This window comes from Nereida ignava, assembly GCF_001049735.1.
In the GTDB taxonomy this organism is placed as follows: domain Bacteria; phylum Pseudomonadota; class Alphaproteobacteria; order Rhodobacterales; family Rhodobacteraceae; genus Nereida; species Nereida ignava.
Window position 1 is genome coordinate 79,578 of sequence record NZ_CVPC01000005.1, and the last position, 15,166, is coordinate 94,743.

Annotated in this window: 18 protein-coding genes; 11 read left to right on the forward strand and 7 right to left on the reverse strand. The window is 53.9% G+C overall.

From position 1 onward, the window contains the following. Nucleotides 1-19 precede the first annotated feature (19 nt). The gene (locus NIG5292_RS05015) at nucleotides 20-358 is read right to left on the reverse strand and encodes a P-II family nitrogen regulator (RefSeq protein WP_048598770.1); all 339 of its coding nucleotides are present in this window, start codon (nucleotides 356-358) and stop codon (nucleotides 20-22) included. A gap of 265 nt (nucleotides 359-623) precedes the next feature. Here NIG5292_RS05015 and NIG5292_RS05020 point away from each other — a divergent pair, with 265 nt between their 5' ends. Further along, nucleotides 624-2,807, forward strand: a complete 2,184-nt coding sequence (locus NIG5292_RS05020; RefSeq protein ID WP_048598415.1) for a transglycosylase domain-containing protein — start codon at nucleotides 624-626, stop codon at nucleotides 2,805-2,807. A 25-nt stretch (nucleotides 2,808-2,832) separates the two neighbouring features. Here the strand turns inward: NIG5292_RS05020 and NIG5292_RS05025 are convergent, their stop codons facing one another. Together NIG5292_RS05025 and NIG5292_RS05030 are read right to left on the reverse strand one after the other, a co-directional pair. Then, nucleotides 2,833-3,432: an MlaC/ttg2D family ABC transporter substrate-binding protein gene (locus NIG5292_RS05025; protein ID WP_048598771.1), complete on the reverse strand. Its 600-nt coding sequence runs from the start codon at nucleotides 3,430-3,432 to the stop codon at nucleotides 2,833-2,835. Further along, a complete protein-coding gene (locus NIG5292_RS05030) occupies nucleotides 3,416-4,177 on the reverse strand; it encodes an MlaA family lipoprotein (protein WP_074842003.1) in 762 nt (253 codons plus the stop codon). The genes NIG5292_RS05025 and NIG5292_RS05030 overlap by 17 nt, the downstream gene beginning before the upstream one ends. 230 nt (nucleotides 4,178-4,407) lie before the next feature. Between NIG5292_RS05030 and NIG5292_RS05035 the strand changes: the two genes are divergently transcribed. The 5 genes from NIG5292_RS05035 to NIG5292_RS05055 are packed head-to-tail and all read left to right on the forward strand — an operon-like array spanning nucleotide 4,408 to nucleotide 7,967. Continuing rightward, nucleotides 4,408-4,869, forward strand: coding sequence for a RidA family protein (locus tag NIG5292_RS05035; protein ID WP_048598416.1), 462 nt, complete (start codon nucleotides 4,408-4,410; stop codon nucleotides 4,867-4,869). Continuing rightward, nucleotides 4,866-5,615 (forward strand): glycerophosphodiester phosphodiesterase family protein, encoded by a 750-nt coding sequence (locus NIG5292_RS05040; RefSeq protein WP_048598417.1) that lies wholly within the window; start codon nucleotides 4,866-4,868, stop codon nucleotides 5,613-5,615. Before NIG5292_RS05035 ends, NIG5292_RS05040 begins: the two co-directional genes overlap by 4 nt. Before the next feature lie 30 nt (nucleotides 5,616-5,645). Then, nucleotides 5,646-6,827, forward strand: coding sequence for a GNAT family N-acetyltransferase (locus NIG5292_RS05045; RefSeq protein ID WP_048598418.1), 1,182 nt, complete (start codon nucleotides 5,646-5,648; stop codon nucleotides 6,825-6,827). Further along, nucleotides 6,824-7,111, forward strand: a complete 288-nt coding sequence (locus NIG5292_RS05050; protein ID WP_048598419.1) for a 4a-hydroxytetrahydrobiopterin dehydratase — start codon at nucleotides 6,824-6,826, stop codon at nucleotides 7,109-7,111. The genes NIG5292_RS05045 and NIG5292_RS05050 overlap by 4 nt, the downstream gene beginning before the upstream one ends. Before the next feature lies 1 nt (nucleotide 7,112). Beyond that, nucleotides 7,113-7,967, forward strand: coding sequence for a mechanosensitive ion channel family protein (locus tag NIG5292_RS05055; RefSeq protein WP_048598420.1), 855 nt, complete (start codon nucleotides 7,113-7,115; stop codon nucleotides 7,965-7,967). On the opposite strand, the gene NIG5292_RS05060 is transcribed toward NIG5292_RS05055, so the two are convergent. After that, the gene (locus tag NIG5292_RS05060) at nucleotides 7,964-8,455 is read right to left on the reverse strand and encodes a peroxiredoxin (protein ID WP_048598421.1); all 492 of its coding nucleotides are present in this window, start codon (nucleotides 8,453-8,455) and stop codon (nucleotides 7,964-7,966) included. The two genes, NIG5292_RS05055 and NIG5292_RS05060, sit on opposite strands and share 4 nt — an antisense overlap. Before the next feature lie 82 nt (nucleotides 8,456-8,537). On the opposite strand from NIG5292_RS05060, the gene NIG5292_RS05065 reads away from it, so the two are divergent. Together NIG5292_RS05065 and rsmD are read left to right on the forward strand one after the other, a co-directional pair. Next, nucleotides 8,538-9,743, forward strand: a complete 1,206-nt coding sequence (locus NIG5292_RS05065; protein WP_048598773.1) for an NAD(P)/FAD-dependent oxidoreductase — start codon at nucleotides 8,538-8,540, stop codon at nucleotides 9,741-9,743. After that, nucleotides 9,740-10,279, forward strand: coding sequence for a 16S rRNA (guanine(966)-N(2))-methyltransferase RsmD (rsmD, locus tag NIG5292_RS05070; RefSeq protein ID WP_048598422.1), 540 nt, complete (start codon nucleotides 9,740-9,742; stop codon nucleotides 10,277-10,279). Before NIG5292_RS05065 ends, rsmD begins: the two co-directional genes overlap by 4 nt. Here rsmD and map read toward each other — a convergent pair. Then, nucleotides 10,276-11,088 (reverse strand): type I methionyl aminopeptidase, encoded by an 813-nt coding sequence (gene map / locus NIG5292_RS05075; protein WP_048598423.1) that lies wholly within the window; start codon nucleotides 11,086-11,088, stop codon nucleotides 10,276-10,278. The two genes, rsmD and map, sit on opposite strands and share 4 nt — an antisense overlap. A 32-nt stretch (nucleotides 11,089-11,120) precedes the next feature. Further along, the gene (gene sfsA / locus NIG5292_RS05080; RefSeq protein ID WP_048598424.1) at nucleotides 11,121-11,831 is read right to left on the reverse strand and encodes a DNA/RNA nuclease SfsA; all 711 of its coding nucleotides are present in this window, start codon (nucleotides 11,829-11,831) and stop codon (nucleotides 11,121-11,123) included. Between the two features lie 49 nt (nucleotides 11,832-11,880). Here sfsA and NIG5292_RS05085 point away from each other — a divergent pair, with 49 nt between their 5' ends. From NIG5292_RS05085 to NIG5292_RS05095, 3 genes are read left to right on the forward strand one after another with little or no spacing between them, the layout of a single operon-like run. Next, on the forward strand, nucleotides 11,881-12,603 hold the full coding sequence (locus NIG5292_RS05085) for a competence/damage-inducible protein A (RefSeq protein WP_048598425.1): 723 nt from the start codon (nucleotides 11,881-11,883) through the stop codon (nucleotides 12,601-12,603). Next, the gene (locus tag NIG5292_RS05090) at nucleotides 12,600-13,292 is read left to right on the forward strand and encodes a GNAT family N-acetyltransferase (protein WP_053084838.1); all 693 of its coding nucleotides are present in this window, start codon (nucleotides 12,600-12,602) and stop codon (nucleotides 13,290-13,292) included. The genes NIG5292_RS05085 and NIG5292_RS05090 overlap by 4 nt, the downstream gene beginning before the upstream one ends. Beyond that, complete coding sequence (locus tag NIG5292_RS05095; RefSeq protein ID WP_048598426.1) at nucleotides 13,289-14,221, forward strand: OmpA family protein; 933 nt, start codon at nucleotides 13,289-13,291, stop codon at nucleotides 14,219-14,221. The genes NIG5292_RS05090 and NIG5292_RS05095 overlap by 4 nt, the downstream gene beginning before the upstream one ends. A gap of 21 nt (nucleotides 14,222-14,242) precedes the next feature. Here NIG5292_RS05095 and NIG5292_RS05100 read toward each other — a convergent pair whose 3' ends face one another. Next, entirely contained in the window at nucleotides 14,243-15,148 is a 906-nt protein-coding gene (locus tag NIG5292_RS05100; RefSeq protein WP_048598775.1) for a LysR family transcriptional regulator, read from the reverse strand. Between the last annotated feature and the right edge of the window lie 18 nt (nucleotides 15,149-15,166).

The window sequence follows — 15,166 nt, forward strand, 5'->3', positions numbered from 1 at the left end:
ATGTCCCTTAGTTGGCGCCTTAAAGCGCGTCATCGTTAGTTTCGCCGGTACGGACGCGCAGCGCGCTGTCCAGATCCAGAACGAAGATTTTGCCATCACCGATTTTGTCGGTCTTCGCTGTGGTCGCGATGGTTTCAACAACCTGATCGACCATGGATGCCGCGACCGCGATCTCCAGCTTTACCTTCGGTACAAAGTTCACTGCGTATTCCGCGCCACGATAGATTTCCGTGTGGCCAGATTGCGATCCGAACCCTTTAATTTCTGTCACCATCATTCCGCGCACGCCAATGGATGTCAGCGCCTCGCGGACCTCCTCAAGCTTGAACGGTTTGATTGCTGCAATAATCAGTTTCACGTGCATCCCCTTGTTGATCTTCTACTCAGACCGCTAAGACAGCGCTCTTTGGATGACCTGAGCGGACACCTAGCGCCCCCTTCAAACAAGAGATCGGCGGATATCTGCTGCGCCGCAGCGTGACTTACTGCCTAAATTTTGAACATTTAGGCGCAATTGTCTAAAAAATAGGCGATTAGAAAAGCTGAAAATAAGAATCACCAGCTAAACAAGACCGATAAAACCCGATACAATTGGGAAAACACCGTCAAAACGGGCAGAGCAGATGGCACCCTCAAATAAACCCCGCAAGCCTCTTGTGGCGGACAAACGCTATTCGAAGCCCGCAAAACCTGCGGCCAAGAAAGCTGTAAAGCGCAAAGCAAAACCTAAAGCCGCTCCCAAAAAACAGGCTGGCCTTTTTGGCTGGCTTAAGCGTCTGATTAAATGGGCGCTATGGACAATCTGGTCTTTTATCTGGCGCACCGGGGCAGTGATCACCTTACTGATCGTAGGGAGCGCCAGTTATTACGCTGCAACACTACCCGATATGGAGCAGCTTGTTGACGGACGCGCCCGCGGTTCTGTGACCATGTCAGATCGTGACGGCAGAACCTTTGCGTGGCGCGGGGATCAGTTCGGCGGCATGGTTACGGCCACCACAGTATCAGCACACCTCAAAAACGCCGTCGTCGCCACAGAGGACAAGCGGTTCTATCGTCATGTCGGTGTATCACCACGCGGAATCGCGTCCGCTGTGCGGATCAACTTACGCGAAGGGCGTGGTCCACTGTCTGGTAACGGCGGCTCAACGATTACGCAGCAAACCGCTAAACTGTTGTGCCTTGGCGTGCCTTTTGATCCTAATAAATGGAAATCCGAGACCGCCTACGAAGCAGATTGCCGCCGCACCACGCTTTGGCGCAAAGTTAAAGAAGCGGTCTTCGCCCTTGGCATGGAGATCAAATACACCAAGGATGATATTCTGACGGTCTATTTGAACCGCGCCTATCTGGGTGCAGGTAGCCGCGGGTTTGAAGCCGCCGCACAGCGCTATTTCAGCAAGTCCGCCGCAATGGTGAACCCAGCCGAAGCAGCCATGTTGGCAGGACTCCTAAAGGCCCCCTCAACACTTGCGCCCACGAACAACCTGCAACGCAGCCAAGATCGCGCGAACCTTGTGATTGGTTTAATGGAACAGCAAAAGTACCTCACCCCAATCGAGGCCTCGCTGGCGCGCGCAACACCGGCAGAACTTTCACAGGCGGCCAAGCGCAAATCGGGGGGATATTTTGCAGATTGGGTCATGGATAGCGGGCCTGAATTCTTCACGCGCTCTACCACGGAAGACGTCATCATACGTACCACGCTTGATCAACGGATGCAGACCGCCGCAGAAGAAGCGCTGCAATATATATTCGAGGAAAAGGTCCGCGAAGGCTCAAAGGCGCAAGCAGCCATAGTCGTTATGTCTGCAGACGGCGCGGTACGTGCGATGGTGGGTGGACGCGCCACAAACGGCACAGGCGCATTCAACCGCGCCACCCAAGCAAAGCGCCAAGCTGGGTCAACCTTTAAGCCGTTCGTCTACGCAACGGCACTTGATCGCGGATACACCCCTGAAGACGTCGTTTTGGATGAGCCCCTGTGCATCGACATCCCCGGGTCGGGCGAATGGTGCCCCAAGAACTACGCCAAAGAATTCAAAGGCCAAGTTACCCTAACCGAAGCCTTTAAGGATTCCCTCAACATTCCTGCCGTGCGCATTTCCGAAGGCTTGGGCCGTGAACGTGTCCGCGAAATTGCGCAGGGCTTTGGTATTCAGAGCGATCTTGCTGCGGGTCCGGCGCTGGCGCTTGGTGCGTCTGAAAGCACGCTTATTGAAATGACCGGCGCCTATGCGGGTATTCTAAATGGCGGCTCGTCAGTGACACCCTACGGCCTGATCGAGTTGCGCGTTTTGGGTGACGACACACCGCTGATGACGCAAACTGGCGGTATTGAGGACCGCGTGATCAGCCGTGAAGCCGCACAGCAACTCACGTGGATGATGTATCAAACAGTCGAAGCAGGCACCGGACGCCGCGCACGCATCGAAGGCCGGGAAATTGCGGGCAAAACGGGCACCACGCAAGCCGCGCGCGACGCGTGGTTCATCGGGTTTTCCGGTGATTACGTGGCTGGCGTTTGGATGGGGTACGATGACAACACACCACTTAGTGGCGTGACGGGTAGCGGCCTACCCGCCGAGATCTGGCATGAGACCATGCGCCGTATTCTTGAAGATCTGCCGGCTGTTCCCTTGCCGATGCAGCCATCAGGTGGCGCACCATGGAGCAACCCGCCCCGCGGTTCAGAGCTTAATCGCACCATCCCGCAGCAGCCTTCATCCCAAAACAGCGATGGGTTTGAGGCAACTGCTGAAAATATCTTGATCGACGTTCTGCGAGGACTTCTGGGGGGCAATTAAGCCCGTCCAACTTAGCCCACTCAACCTACAAGGAAGAAAGGTCGCGCGTCAGCTGATCCAGATTACCGTTGCGACGATCCAGAAGCGCACCGATTTCTGTCTTTTCTGTCCGCGCAAGGCTGATACCCTCAATCAACATATCCGCAAAAAGGCCATTGTCGTTCACACGGAAGGTCACATCAAACGGTCGTTCGCCGCTTAACAGTGCCTCGGCGCGAACCTCAACAAAGCTTTTCACTGATTTTGCAGATTTCACTGTGATCTCACCACCGATGAACTCACGGAAGCGGCGGCCATATTTACGCGAGATATATCCAGCAAATGCTTTGTTATACGCACGGATTTGACCCGACGATGCAGCACGTGCATCAGCGCCCAAGGTAAAGCGTGCGATCCGCTCGACATCAGCGTAGCGCTCAAAAATACCCGCAAATTCGCGGATCATAGCGTTTTCTGAACGGCCCGAGTTAATAACCTTATTGATATCCGCCACGACGCTCTGGATAAGGCGCTCGGCCTGCGCAGTGGTCAATGCCAGCGCAGGCGTGGACAATGCAGCACCCGCAAAAGCAGCAATACCAGCTGTGACAAATGTGCGGCGTGAAAAACTAGTTGAACAGGTCATCATACGTATCCTCGGTTGTACTTTCGGGGCTCGCGACGGGCGTGCCCAACTCAAAACGGCGACTTTGCAAATAGATGCTGCGCGCTTGGGCGTAACTATCGGCGCTCTCATAAAGCACCTGATCAATCACACCAGAAAATGTGTAGCGATCACCGAGACGCGCCAAACCACCGGCAACAGGCGGCACAAGATTTTCGGGCGAGTCTAGATCGTAGCTGAGCGGGTTCGTAAACAGATCAACCACCTTACCAAGCGTTTCACGTTGGGTTGAGGCGCCAAGCAACGGCAACTCAATATAAGCACCCTCGGGGGCGCCCCATGTGGCAAGTGTTTCGCCAAAATCTGCGCGCTCTTGCTCAAGCCCCGCCTCGGTTGCCGGATCCAGCAAACCGCCAAGCCCCAATGTCGTGTTCATTGCAAATCTGAAGAAATTGCGCGCGGCGCCGTCAATGTCGCCTTGCAAAAGCGTGTTCACAAACTGGGAAGGCAATGAAAGATTCGCTGCAAAATTACCAACGCCCGTCCGTACGGTTTGTGGCACAATCGTCCCGTATCCATTTGAGATCGGACGGAACAGGGCGCGGTCGACGCTTTTGTTAAACCCATGGATTTTGCGGTTCGTTTTTTCAAACGGGTCATGAATTTCCACAGGTGTTTGCGGGACTGAACACGCCGCCAGCGCCCCAATTGCGCAAAGCGCAAAACAACGCAGAACTGTATTTTTTAGGATTTTCGCAAACCGCATATCACGCCCCCATTCATTGAACTTACCAAATAACGTAAAACCACGAAATTCCCAGTATCGACGTGGGACCGACATATAAATGTGATAATTGCGCGACAGCCTCACATATCCAAACTTAATCAGCATCGCGGCACTTTGTTTTGGCAAAGCCCCCTAATTGTAATTGCCCATGCCCGCGCGCAGGGCTAGCGTTTGATCAAACGTATAGATTACCAGAACAGGACTTTGAGATGAGCAATATTGAGAAAAAGCTAACGGACTTTGGCGTAACCCTTGCAGACGCACCTGCGCCCGCAGCCAATTATGTGCCATTCGTTCAAGTCGGCGACATGTTGTTTGTGTCGGGCCAAATCAGCCGTGATGACGAAGGCTTGATCACAGGTAAAGTTGGCGATGACCTCAGCGTCGAAGCAGGCGCTGCCGCCGCCCGCACCTGTGCAATTGCACTTTTGTCTCAGGTTAAAGCAGCCTGTGGCGGTGATTTGGACCGCCTTGTGCGCGTGGTCAAATTAACAGGCTTTGTGAACTCAACCCCTGATTTCACCGAACAACCACAAGTCATCAATGGATGCTCTGACTTTCTGGTAGAAGCACTTGGTGACATCGGCCGTCATTCACGCAGCGCGGTTTCAGCGGGCGCTCTGCCGCTCAATGTAGCCGTAGAAATTGAAGGCATTTTTCAGATCAAATGACGCTGCAACGTTCCTTTTTTGATCGGCCCATAGCGCACCGTGCGTTGCATGATGTAACGGACGGGCGGCCCGAAAACAGCCGCGCCGCTATTCGTGCGGCCATCGAGAAAGGCTACAGAATTGAGATTGACCTACAGCTCAGCGCCGACAACCAAGCCATGGTTTTTCATGACTACGGCTTGGACCGCCTCGCGCACGGCAACGGACCAATCAGTATCCATTCCGCACAAGCACTTGGTGAAATAACGCTGCGCGGCGGGGATGAGGGCATTCCAACATTTGCCGAAGTTCTTGAATTGGTTGACGGACGTGTTGCGCTGTTGGTTGAGCTGAAGGACCAAGACGGCCAAATGGGGCCAAACGTAGGTGCTTTAGAACGGGCAACAGCGAATGCTGCGCACGGCTATTCGGGACCGATCGCGATGATGTCGTTCAATCCCCATTCTGTTTTGCACATGGCCGATCTTATGCCAGAAATCCCTCGGGGCATCACAACCAGCTCGTTCGTTCCTGAAAAATGGGGCCTGCCCGAAAGCATTTGTGCGTCCCTTCGTGACATCCCTGATTATGACCGCGCGAAATGTTGTTTCATCAGCCACGAAGTAGACGACTTGGACCGCCCTCGTGTGGCTAAACTGAAATCCGAAGGTGCTGCGATTTTATGCTGGACGGTTAAATCGGCCCGGCAAGAAATCACCGCACGAAAAATTGCCGATAACATCACATTTGAACAATACCTCGCTTGACGCCAATTGAACGGGCACCACCTCAAAACCATGAACAAAGCCCCAGAAATTGAAGTACGTATCGTCAGCCAAATTGCCGAGATTGGCCAAGCAGAATGGGACGCTTGCGCCACCCCTGGCCAAAAGCGCCCCGATGATCCGTTTACGACTTACCGCTTTCTTAAGGCGCTTGAAGATAGCGGATCTGTCGGAACAGGCACCGGTTGGCAACCGCACTATTTGCACGCACTTGAAGGCGGCGAAACAATCGGTGTGGCGCCGATGTACGGCAAATCCCATAGCCAAGGTGAGTACATCTTCGACCACAACTGGGCGCATGCCTTTGAACGCGCAGGCGGCAGATATTATCCCAAACTACAGATCGCCGTGCCACACACGCCCGCGACAGGCCGCCGCTTTTTGGTCAAATACGGACGTGAAGAAGTTGCACGCTCGGCCCTAATGCAGGGCGCTGTGCAGGTGGCGGGAAGTAACAGTTTCAGCAGCCTGCACATTACATTTTGCACAGATGATGAGCGCGCTTTCGGCGCAGAGTTGGGGCTTTTGGAGCGCTCAAGCCAACAATTCCATTGGCTCAACAACGGCTACGCGGACTTTGACGGTTTTCTCAACAGCCTCTCAAGCCGCAAGCGCAAAAACATCCGCAAAGAACGCGAGAAAGCCCAAAGCTTTGGCGGTGAAATCCACTGTCTGACAGGGGATCAAATCCAACCAGAGCATTGGGACGCCTTTTGGATTTTCTACCAAGACACGGGCGCGCGCAAATGGGGCACGCCCTACCTTACCCGCGCATTTTTCGATCATGCCCAACAGCATCTGCGCGATGACATGCTTTTGGTACTTGCGGAGCGTGATGGCCAATACGTTGCCGGCGCGCTTAACTTTATCGGTCGCGATGTTCTGTATGGCCGGTACTGGGGCTGTATTGAAGACCACCCCTGTCTGCATTTTGAAGTCTGTTATTATCAAGCGATCGACTACGCGATCAAACACGGCCTGAGCCGCGTTGAGGCAGGCGCGCAGGGATCGCATAAACTGGCGCGCGGCTACATGCCTGTCACTACCAACAGCCTGCACTGGATTGCCGATGAAAGTTTCAGCACAGCAATCGGTGATTATCTTCAAGCCGAGCGTGCCGCAGTCGATGATGAGATTGAAATCATGACGGCCTACGGGCCGTTCAAGAAATCCCAGCATGAGGAGCAAGAATGAGCACCCCAATTCCACGCGAAGATTTACAAACCCTACAAGACGCAGGATGGGCACACGATCAGACACGCGATGCGGTGAACAAATCGTTTCAATTCGCGAACTTCGTTGAGGCCTTTGCGTTCATGACGAAAACCGCTATCTGGGCCGAGAAGTTGAACCATCACCCTGAATGGTCAAATGTGTACAAGACCGTTGATGTTACTTTAACGACCCACGACATAAACGGACTGTCCCACCTAGACGTCAAACTGGCGCAAAAAATGGACGCGCTCGCGAAAGGCTAAAATGGAATACCTGACGAAAATTTTGCAGACCGAAATCTATAACGGCAATTCAGTCGCCGATTACCTTACGCTTGATTTCCTTGTCTCGGTCCTTGGCACAACCGTGTCAGCGGTCGTCATCCTTGTGCTCGGCTTCATGATTTCAGGGGCGGCGCAAAAGCGGATCAAACGCCTGTCTGAAGTCCACGCGCGCCTTGATGCGACCTTGTTCGATTTCCTGAGTAACATTGCCCGCTATGTCATTCTGGGCTTCACACTGCTGTTTTTACTCAACACCGTGGGCATTCAAACCACGTCAATTGTTGCGGTTGTTGGTGCAGCCGGTCTGGCGATTGGCCTGGCGCTTCAAGGCACGCTGTCCAATGTGGCCGCTGGCGTGATGATTATCTTTTTTCGGCCCGTCAAACTTGGCGATTTCGTTGCGGTCAACAACGTCATGGGTACAATCAAGGCGATCAACCTCAACTTCATTGAGCTGGCTGACATGAGCAATGTCAAAGTCATCATTCCCAACGCAGAAGTGTGGGGAAACACCATCCACAACTACTCGGCCAACAACACACGTCGGGCAGAGTGGACATTTGGCGTGGGGTACGGCGCAAATCTGGCGGATGCGCAGCGGATCATCACCGATACAATCATGGCCGATCCGCGTTCATTCCGCGATCCGGAGCCGTTCATTCAGGTAAACAATCTTGGGGACAGCAGCGTAGACTTTTTGGTCCGCGTCTGGTGCTCGGCTGATGAATACTTCGCCTACCAAGCAGATATGAAACGCGCTGTAAAAGAAGCGCTTGATGCGGGCAAGATCGATATTCCGTTCCCAACCCGCACCATCGTCAACGTCAGCGATTAAGCCATCGAATCCAGCAAGCCTTCGCCCGCAGAAATTTCACTTTCACCGGGCGAGGCTTCAGCGTTCAGGATGACAACTTTACCATCTTCCACCAACATCGCGTAGCGCTTTGAGCGCGCCAAAAGGCCTGCGGGTGGGGCGTCAAAATCCATTCCCAATGCCTTGGTGAAAGTTGATTCTGCATCAGACAACATTGTAAGGCCTGCATCAGCGGCACCCGTTGTCTCGCCCCATGCCTTCATCACGAATGGGTCGTTTACGGACACACAGATGATTTCATCAACGCCTTTTGCATCAAATTGCGCTTTTGTACGGATAAAGCTGGGCACGTGCGCAGAGTGGCACGTCGGCGTGTAGGCGCCGGGCACCGCGAAAAAGACAACTTTGCGACCTGCTGTCAGGGTCGCTGTTGTCACCTCTTCTGGGCCGTTTTCACCCAAACGAACAAACGTGGCTTCCGGAAGGGTATCGCCAACTGAAATGGTCATGAATTATCTCGCTTCATTGATTGATATAACTGGCTTAACTATAGCCGCAAAGAATGGTTCGGCCAGCGGGGGCGCAAAAGAAATGGAACATATCGTTGTAATTGGCGCAGGACAGGCAGGCGCGTCACTGGTTGCCAAATTGCGGATGCTGAAATTTGAAGGCCAAGTCACCCTGATTGGCGAAGAGCCCGTGCCCCCATATCAAAGACCCCCGCTTTCAAAAGCTTACCTGCTTGGCGACATGACCCAAGAGCGTCTCTACCTGCGGCCCGCTGATTACTATGACGAGCAAAACATCACGCTGCGCCTCAATGCACGTGTTGAGCGGATTGATACCGCAAGCCGCGAAGTCCATTTGGCAGGCGAAGTGATTGCCTACGACCAATTGGTCTTTGCAACAGGTTCAACCCCGCGCAAACTTCCCGCACAAATCGGCGGTGCGCTTGATGGGGTATTCACCGTGCGTGATCTGGCGGACGTGGACGCGATGGCCGATCCTATCAATAAAGGCGGCCATGTGTTGATCGTTGGTGGGGGCTACATCGGGCTTGAAGCCGCTGCAGTCGCCGCGAAAAAAGGGCTTCAGATTACGCTAGTCGAAATGAACGAACGTATTTTGCAGCGTGTTGCCTGCGCCGAAACATCTGCTTATTTCCGCGCGCTACACAAAGAAAACGGTGTGGATTTGCGCGAAGGTGTGGGCCTTGATCATCTGATTGGTGAGGGGCACGTGAGCGGCGCTAAGCTGACGGACGGAAGCACCTTGGATGTGGATTTTGTCATCGTTGGCGTCGGTATTGCACCCGCTGATAGTCTGGCAAAAGACGCAGGCCTCAAAATTGAGAACGGCATTTGGACGGACACATTTGGCCAGACTTCTGTGCCCAACATCTGGGCCGCAGGTGATTGCGCAAGTTTTCCATGGCGAGATGCGCAGATGCGCCTTGAAAGCGTTCAAAACGCCATTGATCAGGCCGAATTGGTTGCTGAAAACATTCTGGGCGCTCAGAAAACCTATGACCCAAAGCCATGGTTTTGGTCCGATCAATATGACATCAAACTACAGATTGCGGGTCTGAACACCGGCTTTGACCAGATCGCAGTCCGCGATACAGACGGCGGTCTTAGCCACTGGTACTATGCCGGAGACACGCTCTTGGCCGTTGACGCAATGAATGACCCACGGGCGTTCATGGTCGCCAAAAGACTGATTGAGGCCGGTAAATCACCAGCCGCTGATGTCGTACGTAATCCTGAAACAGAGTTGAAAGACCTGCTGCGCGCATGAGGATTATCGGCGGTAAAAACCGTGGCATTCGCTTGGCTGAAGTTGGCAAAGGGGACGCCGCCAAGCATCTTAGGCCAACTACCGACCGCGTTCGCGAGACGTTGTTCAATATCTTGAACAACCACATCGATTTTGAAAACCACATCGTGCTAGATCTGTTCGCAGGCACTGGCGCCCTTGGTCTTGAGGCGCTGTCGCGCGGCGCGAAAGAGTGTCTGTTCGTGGATGACGGGCGCGCTGCCCAAAAGCTTTTGTCCCAGAATATTGAACGCTGTGAGGCGGCCGCCAAAGTGATCAGCCAAGATGCAACGCGTGTCATTTTACCCGTTGGTTTTGAAGCTTCACTGGTCTTTTTGGATCCGCCCTACGGCAAAGATCTTGTGGGGAAAACTTTGCGCCACATCGCGGCACATATTGAAGAAGACGCGCTCATCGTATGTGAAGACAACTGCCCCATTGCGCCGCCTGATGGGTTCAAGCTTCGCGACCAACGCCAATTCGGCGCAACTTGGATTACGCTCTTGGACGCGCCCTAGCTATAGGTTGGGTGGAAGAGCGATTTTGGGCTTTGCGTGAAGATATCCGCGCCATCCGCCGTGATCCCGATTGAATGTTCAAACTGCGCTGACAACGATTTATCCCGCGTAACGGCGGTCCAATCATCAGCAAGCACTTTAGTCTCAGGGCGGCCTAAGTTTACCATCGGTTCAATGGTGAAGAACATCCCTTCTTCAAGCACAGCACCGCGCCCTTCACGGCCATAGTGCAGCACATTGGGCGGGGCGTGAAACACGCGTCCAAGGCCGTGCCCACAAAAGTCACGAACCACAGACATACGCTGCGCCTCCACATAACTTTGGATCGCGTAGCCAATATCCCCAAAGGTGTTACCGGGCTTTGCCGCCTCAATCCCCAACATCAACGCATCATGGGTCACTTGGATCAAACGTTCAGCCTTGCGGGGCAGTTTGCCTGCCACATACATCCGGCTCGTGTCACCATACCAACCATCTACAATGACCGTCACATCGATGTTCAGGATGTCACCGTCTTTCAGCTTTTTATCACCAGGGATGCCGTGGCAAACCACATGGTTTACGCTGATACAGCTAGCGTGTTGATACCCACGATACCCGATGGTCGCTGAAATTGCGCCTGCGTCTTCAACCATCTGCGTGATGATCCGGTCAATCTCGCCCGTGGTTTGACCGACGAAAACGTGATCCACCATTGCGTCCAAAATCTCGGCCGCCAATTTACCGGCCACATGCATGCCCGCGTGGTCATCGGGATGGTAAATGTGGATGCCGTCTTTGGTCACACGCGTATGCTTTGGATCGTTCATCAACTGGGCCTTTTCATCAATTCGAAGGGGTTCTAGGTCGCTTGCGGTGATTTGTCGATGGGCAGCGCTTTGCCAAGAACAATGTCCGTAGGCGAAATATGCGTTCCAAAGCAAAGCACCTCAACGCCAGCCTCCCGAGCGGCATCAAAAGTGCGGGCATATTTGGGATCAATATCACCCGCCAACCCAAATTCTTCACAATCCATCCGGCTTACCAAATACAACATAACCGCACGGTGCCCACTTTTCACCATCTGCTCTAGATCAGCCAGATGTTTGGCGCCGCGGGTGGTTACACTGTCTGGAAACACCGCACAGCGTCCGCGCTTCATGGTGACGCTTTTCACCTCGACATAAGTATCACCTGCGGGCCCACGTAGCAGGAAATCAATGCGGCTGTTTTCACTGTATTTTTGCTCTGGCAACACAGCATCATAAGGCAGCAATTCGTCAATCAACCGCGCCTCAAGCGCCTCCTGAACAATGCGATTGGGCAGCGAGGTGTCGATGTTCACGCACTGCCCTTCAACCTCCACAAGCCGCCAGCCATATTTCAGCTTTTTCTTGGGATCATCATTCGGCTCAAGCCAACAGATCGCCCCCTCATCCTTCAGGCCAGTCATGGCCCCGGGATTGGGACAGTGGGCACGAACGACCTCCCCATTTTCGAGCCGCATGTCCGATAAAAAGCGGTTATACCGCCGGATAAGCGTTGCGGGGATCAGTTGGGTTTGAAAGCGCATGATGGCTGGCCTATAGAATTGCAAAACACATGATAAGGAACCACGCGACATGAGCAATCCAACTGCAGCCATGCTAGTGATCGGCGATGAAATTTTGTCAGGTCGCACGCGTGATGCCAACATGCACCACCTTGCCGGCCAACTAACGGAAGCTGGCATTGATCTGCGCGAAGTGCGCGTTGTAAGCGATGATGCACCCGCAATTATCAGTGCGGTAAAGGCACTTTCAGCAGCCTACGACACAGTCTTTACCAGCGGCGGTATTGGCCCAACCCACGACGATATCACAGCAGATTGCATCGCAGCCGCGTTCGATGACCATATTGATGTGCGCGATGATGCCCGCGCTCTGCTGGCCGCGCATTACGCGAAAACGGGCTCCGAGTTAAACGAAGCGCGCCTCCGCATGGCCCGCATTCCAGACAGCGCAACCTTGATTGATAATCCGGTTTCTGTAGCGCCGGGCTTCACCGTCCAAAATGTCCACGTCATGGCCGGTGTTCCATCCGTATTTCAAGCAATGGTCGCGACCGTCTTGCCCACATTAACAGGTGGCGCGCCGCTTATGTCGCGCACGTTGCGCATTGATCGCGGCGAAGGTGACATTGCGGGACCACTAGGCGCGCTTGCAGCCGAGTTCTCTGACCTATCCATTGGCTCATATCCGTTCCAGAAGGACGGAAAATTTGGCGCAAATATTGTGATGCGCGGCACGGATGAGGCACGGTTGGAAACGGCACTAAGCCAACTAGAAACCCTTTTTGCCGAATGAATTCTGACGCGCTTTATGCTGCCATTGATGTAACTTGGCCCTCTGAAACAATCACAAGTGACGGGCCATGGGTGCACCGTAAAGCGGTTGGTGCTGGAAGCCGGTTGAACGCGACTACGTTAGAGTTAACCAGTGGTGGCGTACCGGATGACATACCTGACCGCCCATTGTTTATGGTGCGCGGGGACCAAAGCGCGCTAGACACAGCCCTTGAGAACCGCGGCTATGCGGTCAAAGATCCTGTCACGGCCTACGTGATCAACGTTGAAAAAATCGCCCAAGCATCAGGCCCAACGCGGGTTTTTACTGGATGGCCAGAACTGGCCGTGATGGCAGAAGTTTGGGCGACTGGCGGCATTGGACCAGAACGCATCGCGTCAATGGAACGGGTTAAGACAACCAAGGCAGGGTTTTTGTGCCGCGCCGACGACCGCGCAGCCGGTGTCGCATTTGCAGCAATAGATGGGGAGTTGGCCATGCTGCACGCCCTCGAGGTACTGACCCACGCACGCCGCACCAACGTTGCCACAGACATCTTGAAGCACGCCGCATATTGGGCTGCCGAAAACGGAGCGCGCCACTTGGCCGTACTGGTAACAACCGCAAACACAGGCGCAAATGCTCTTTACCAAAACATGGGCTTTGAAAAAGCCGTGGGGTACCATTACCGCATCCGAGGGACCGTATGATTTACCGAGTTTTTCTTATCCTATTTCTACTGCCCACACTTGCCAGCGCTGCAACACTGTCAGTCCCCTCGAATGCTGTTCAGACCGCACAAAACACTGCAGCAGATAGCGCACTCAGGCTGGTTGATGCACCAATAAAGGACGCCAGTGACCCAAGTGGACCGATTATTGAGGGAACAGTAACTACGCGTGCTTGGCGCATTGATGCCTCAGGGCTGACACCTAAACAAATGACAACACCGTTGGTTGAGCAACTGGCAGAGCAAGGGTTCAGTACCATATTTGAATGCAGCGCAGCCCAATGTGGCGGCTTTGATTTTCGCTTTGCACTTGATGTAATCTCCCCGCCCGCGATGTTCGTTGACTTAGGCAGCTACCGTTTTGTGAGCCTTCGCAACGACGATATGGGCGTGACGATACTGGCAAGTGCGGCCCAATCGACGGCCTTCATCCAAATTGCACAAGTCAGCAAAGATGAGTTGATCGAGACCGAGGCCACAGCAAATACGGTCACGGGAAATCCAGCCACCGCCAGCTTAGGCAAAACCACCGCACCCCTTGCGCAGCGATTGAAAATTCATGGGTTTGCGGAACTGCACGGGCTGTCGTTTATGACAGGCTCTGCCACGTTGACGGACCCGCGCGCGCCCGTGCTTGGGGCCCTGGCCGACTATCTACGCGCGCACCCTAATCAGCAAATTGCGCTTGTTGGGCACACGGACAGCCAAGGGGCGTTGAACGGCAACATCGCGCTATCCAAAAAGCGCGCCGAGGCTGTGTTGGAAACATTGGTATCCGATTTTAACGTACCACGGGCACAAATGGACGCGCAGGGCATGGGATATCTTAGTCCGGTCGCCTCGAACCTGACGGCACAAGGTCGTGAAGCCAACAGGCGCGTGGAAGTTATCGTGACATCAACCCAGTAGCGCCACAAATAACTGTGCTACCTACCACTGGTTTGGGCCTTTTTCGGCAAACGCATGGGCCAGAAAATCAATGAAAGCGCGCACTTTTGGTTGGGTAAACCGACCCGGCGGGTAAACTGCGTAAATACCCTGCGTTTCACCCGGAAGGTCCGGAATTGCTTCTTCAACCAAGCCAGCCGCTTCTGCTTCAGCGTACAAAAAGCTGGGCAAATATGCGATGCCAAGTCCACTAATCGCGGCATTTAAAAGCGATTGCCCATCATTGACCGTAAGCCACCCTGCCGTACGAACTTGGCGCTTTTCACCCGAAGGCGCGGTCAACTTCCATACATTTCCCGAGGCTTGGTTAGAGTAGTGCAGCAACTTATGGTCGTTCAAATCATCAATCTTGGTGGGCCGACCGTGCTTGGCCAGATATTGCGGTGACGCGATCATCCGCTTTGACGTTTCGGTCAGCTTACGCGCGCGTAACGTGCTGTCTTCAAGCTCTCCGATCCGGACGGCCATATCAAAACCCTCGGAAATCAACTCAACGTAGCGATTGTTCAACACCATGTTGACGGTGATATCGGGAAACTCGGACAGGAAATCCCCAAGGACCGGTGACAGGTGGTTCACCCCAAAATCCGTCGCGACACTGATGCGCAACAAGCCAGAAGGGGCCGATTGCATCGACGTCACCATCGAATCTGCCTCGCCAGCGTCATTCAACACACGGCGCGCACGATCATAATAGGCAAGCCCGATTTCCGTAGGACTGACGCGGCGTGTCGTTCTGTTGAGCAAACGCGCGCCAAGGCGCGCCTCCAGCGATGAGACATGCTTTGAGACCGCAGACTTTGAAATGCCCATTTTCTTGGCGGCATCTGTAAAACCGCCCTGATCCACAACCGTGGCAAAGGCTTCCATTTCAGTAAGACGATCCATGCGATCAACCTCAACAAT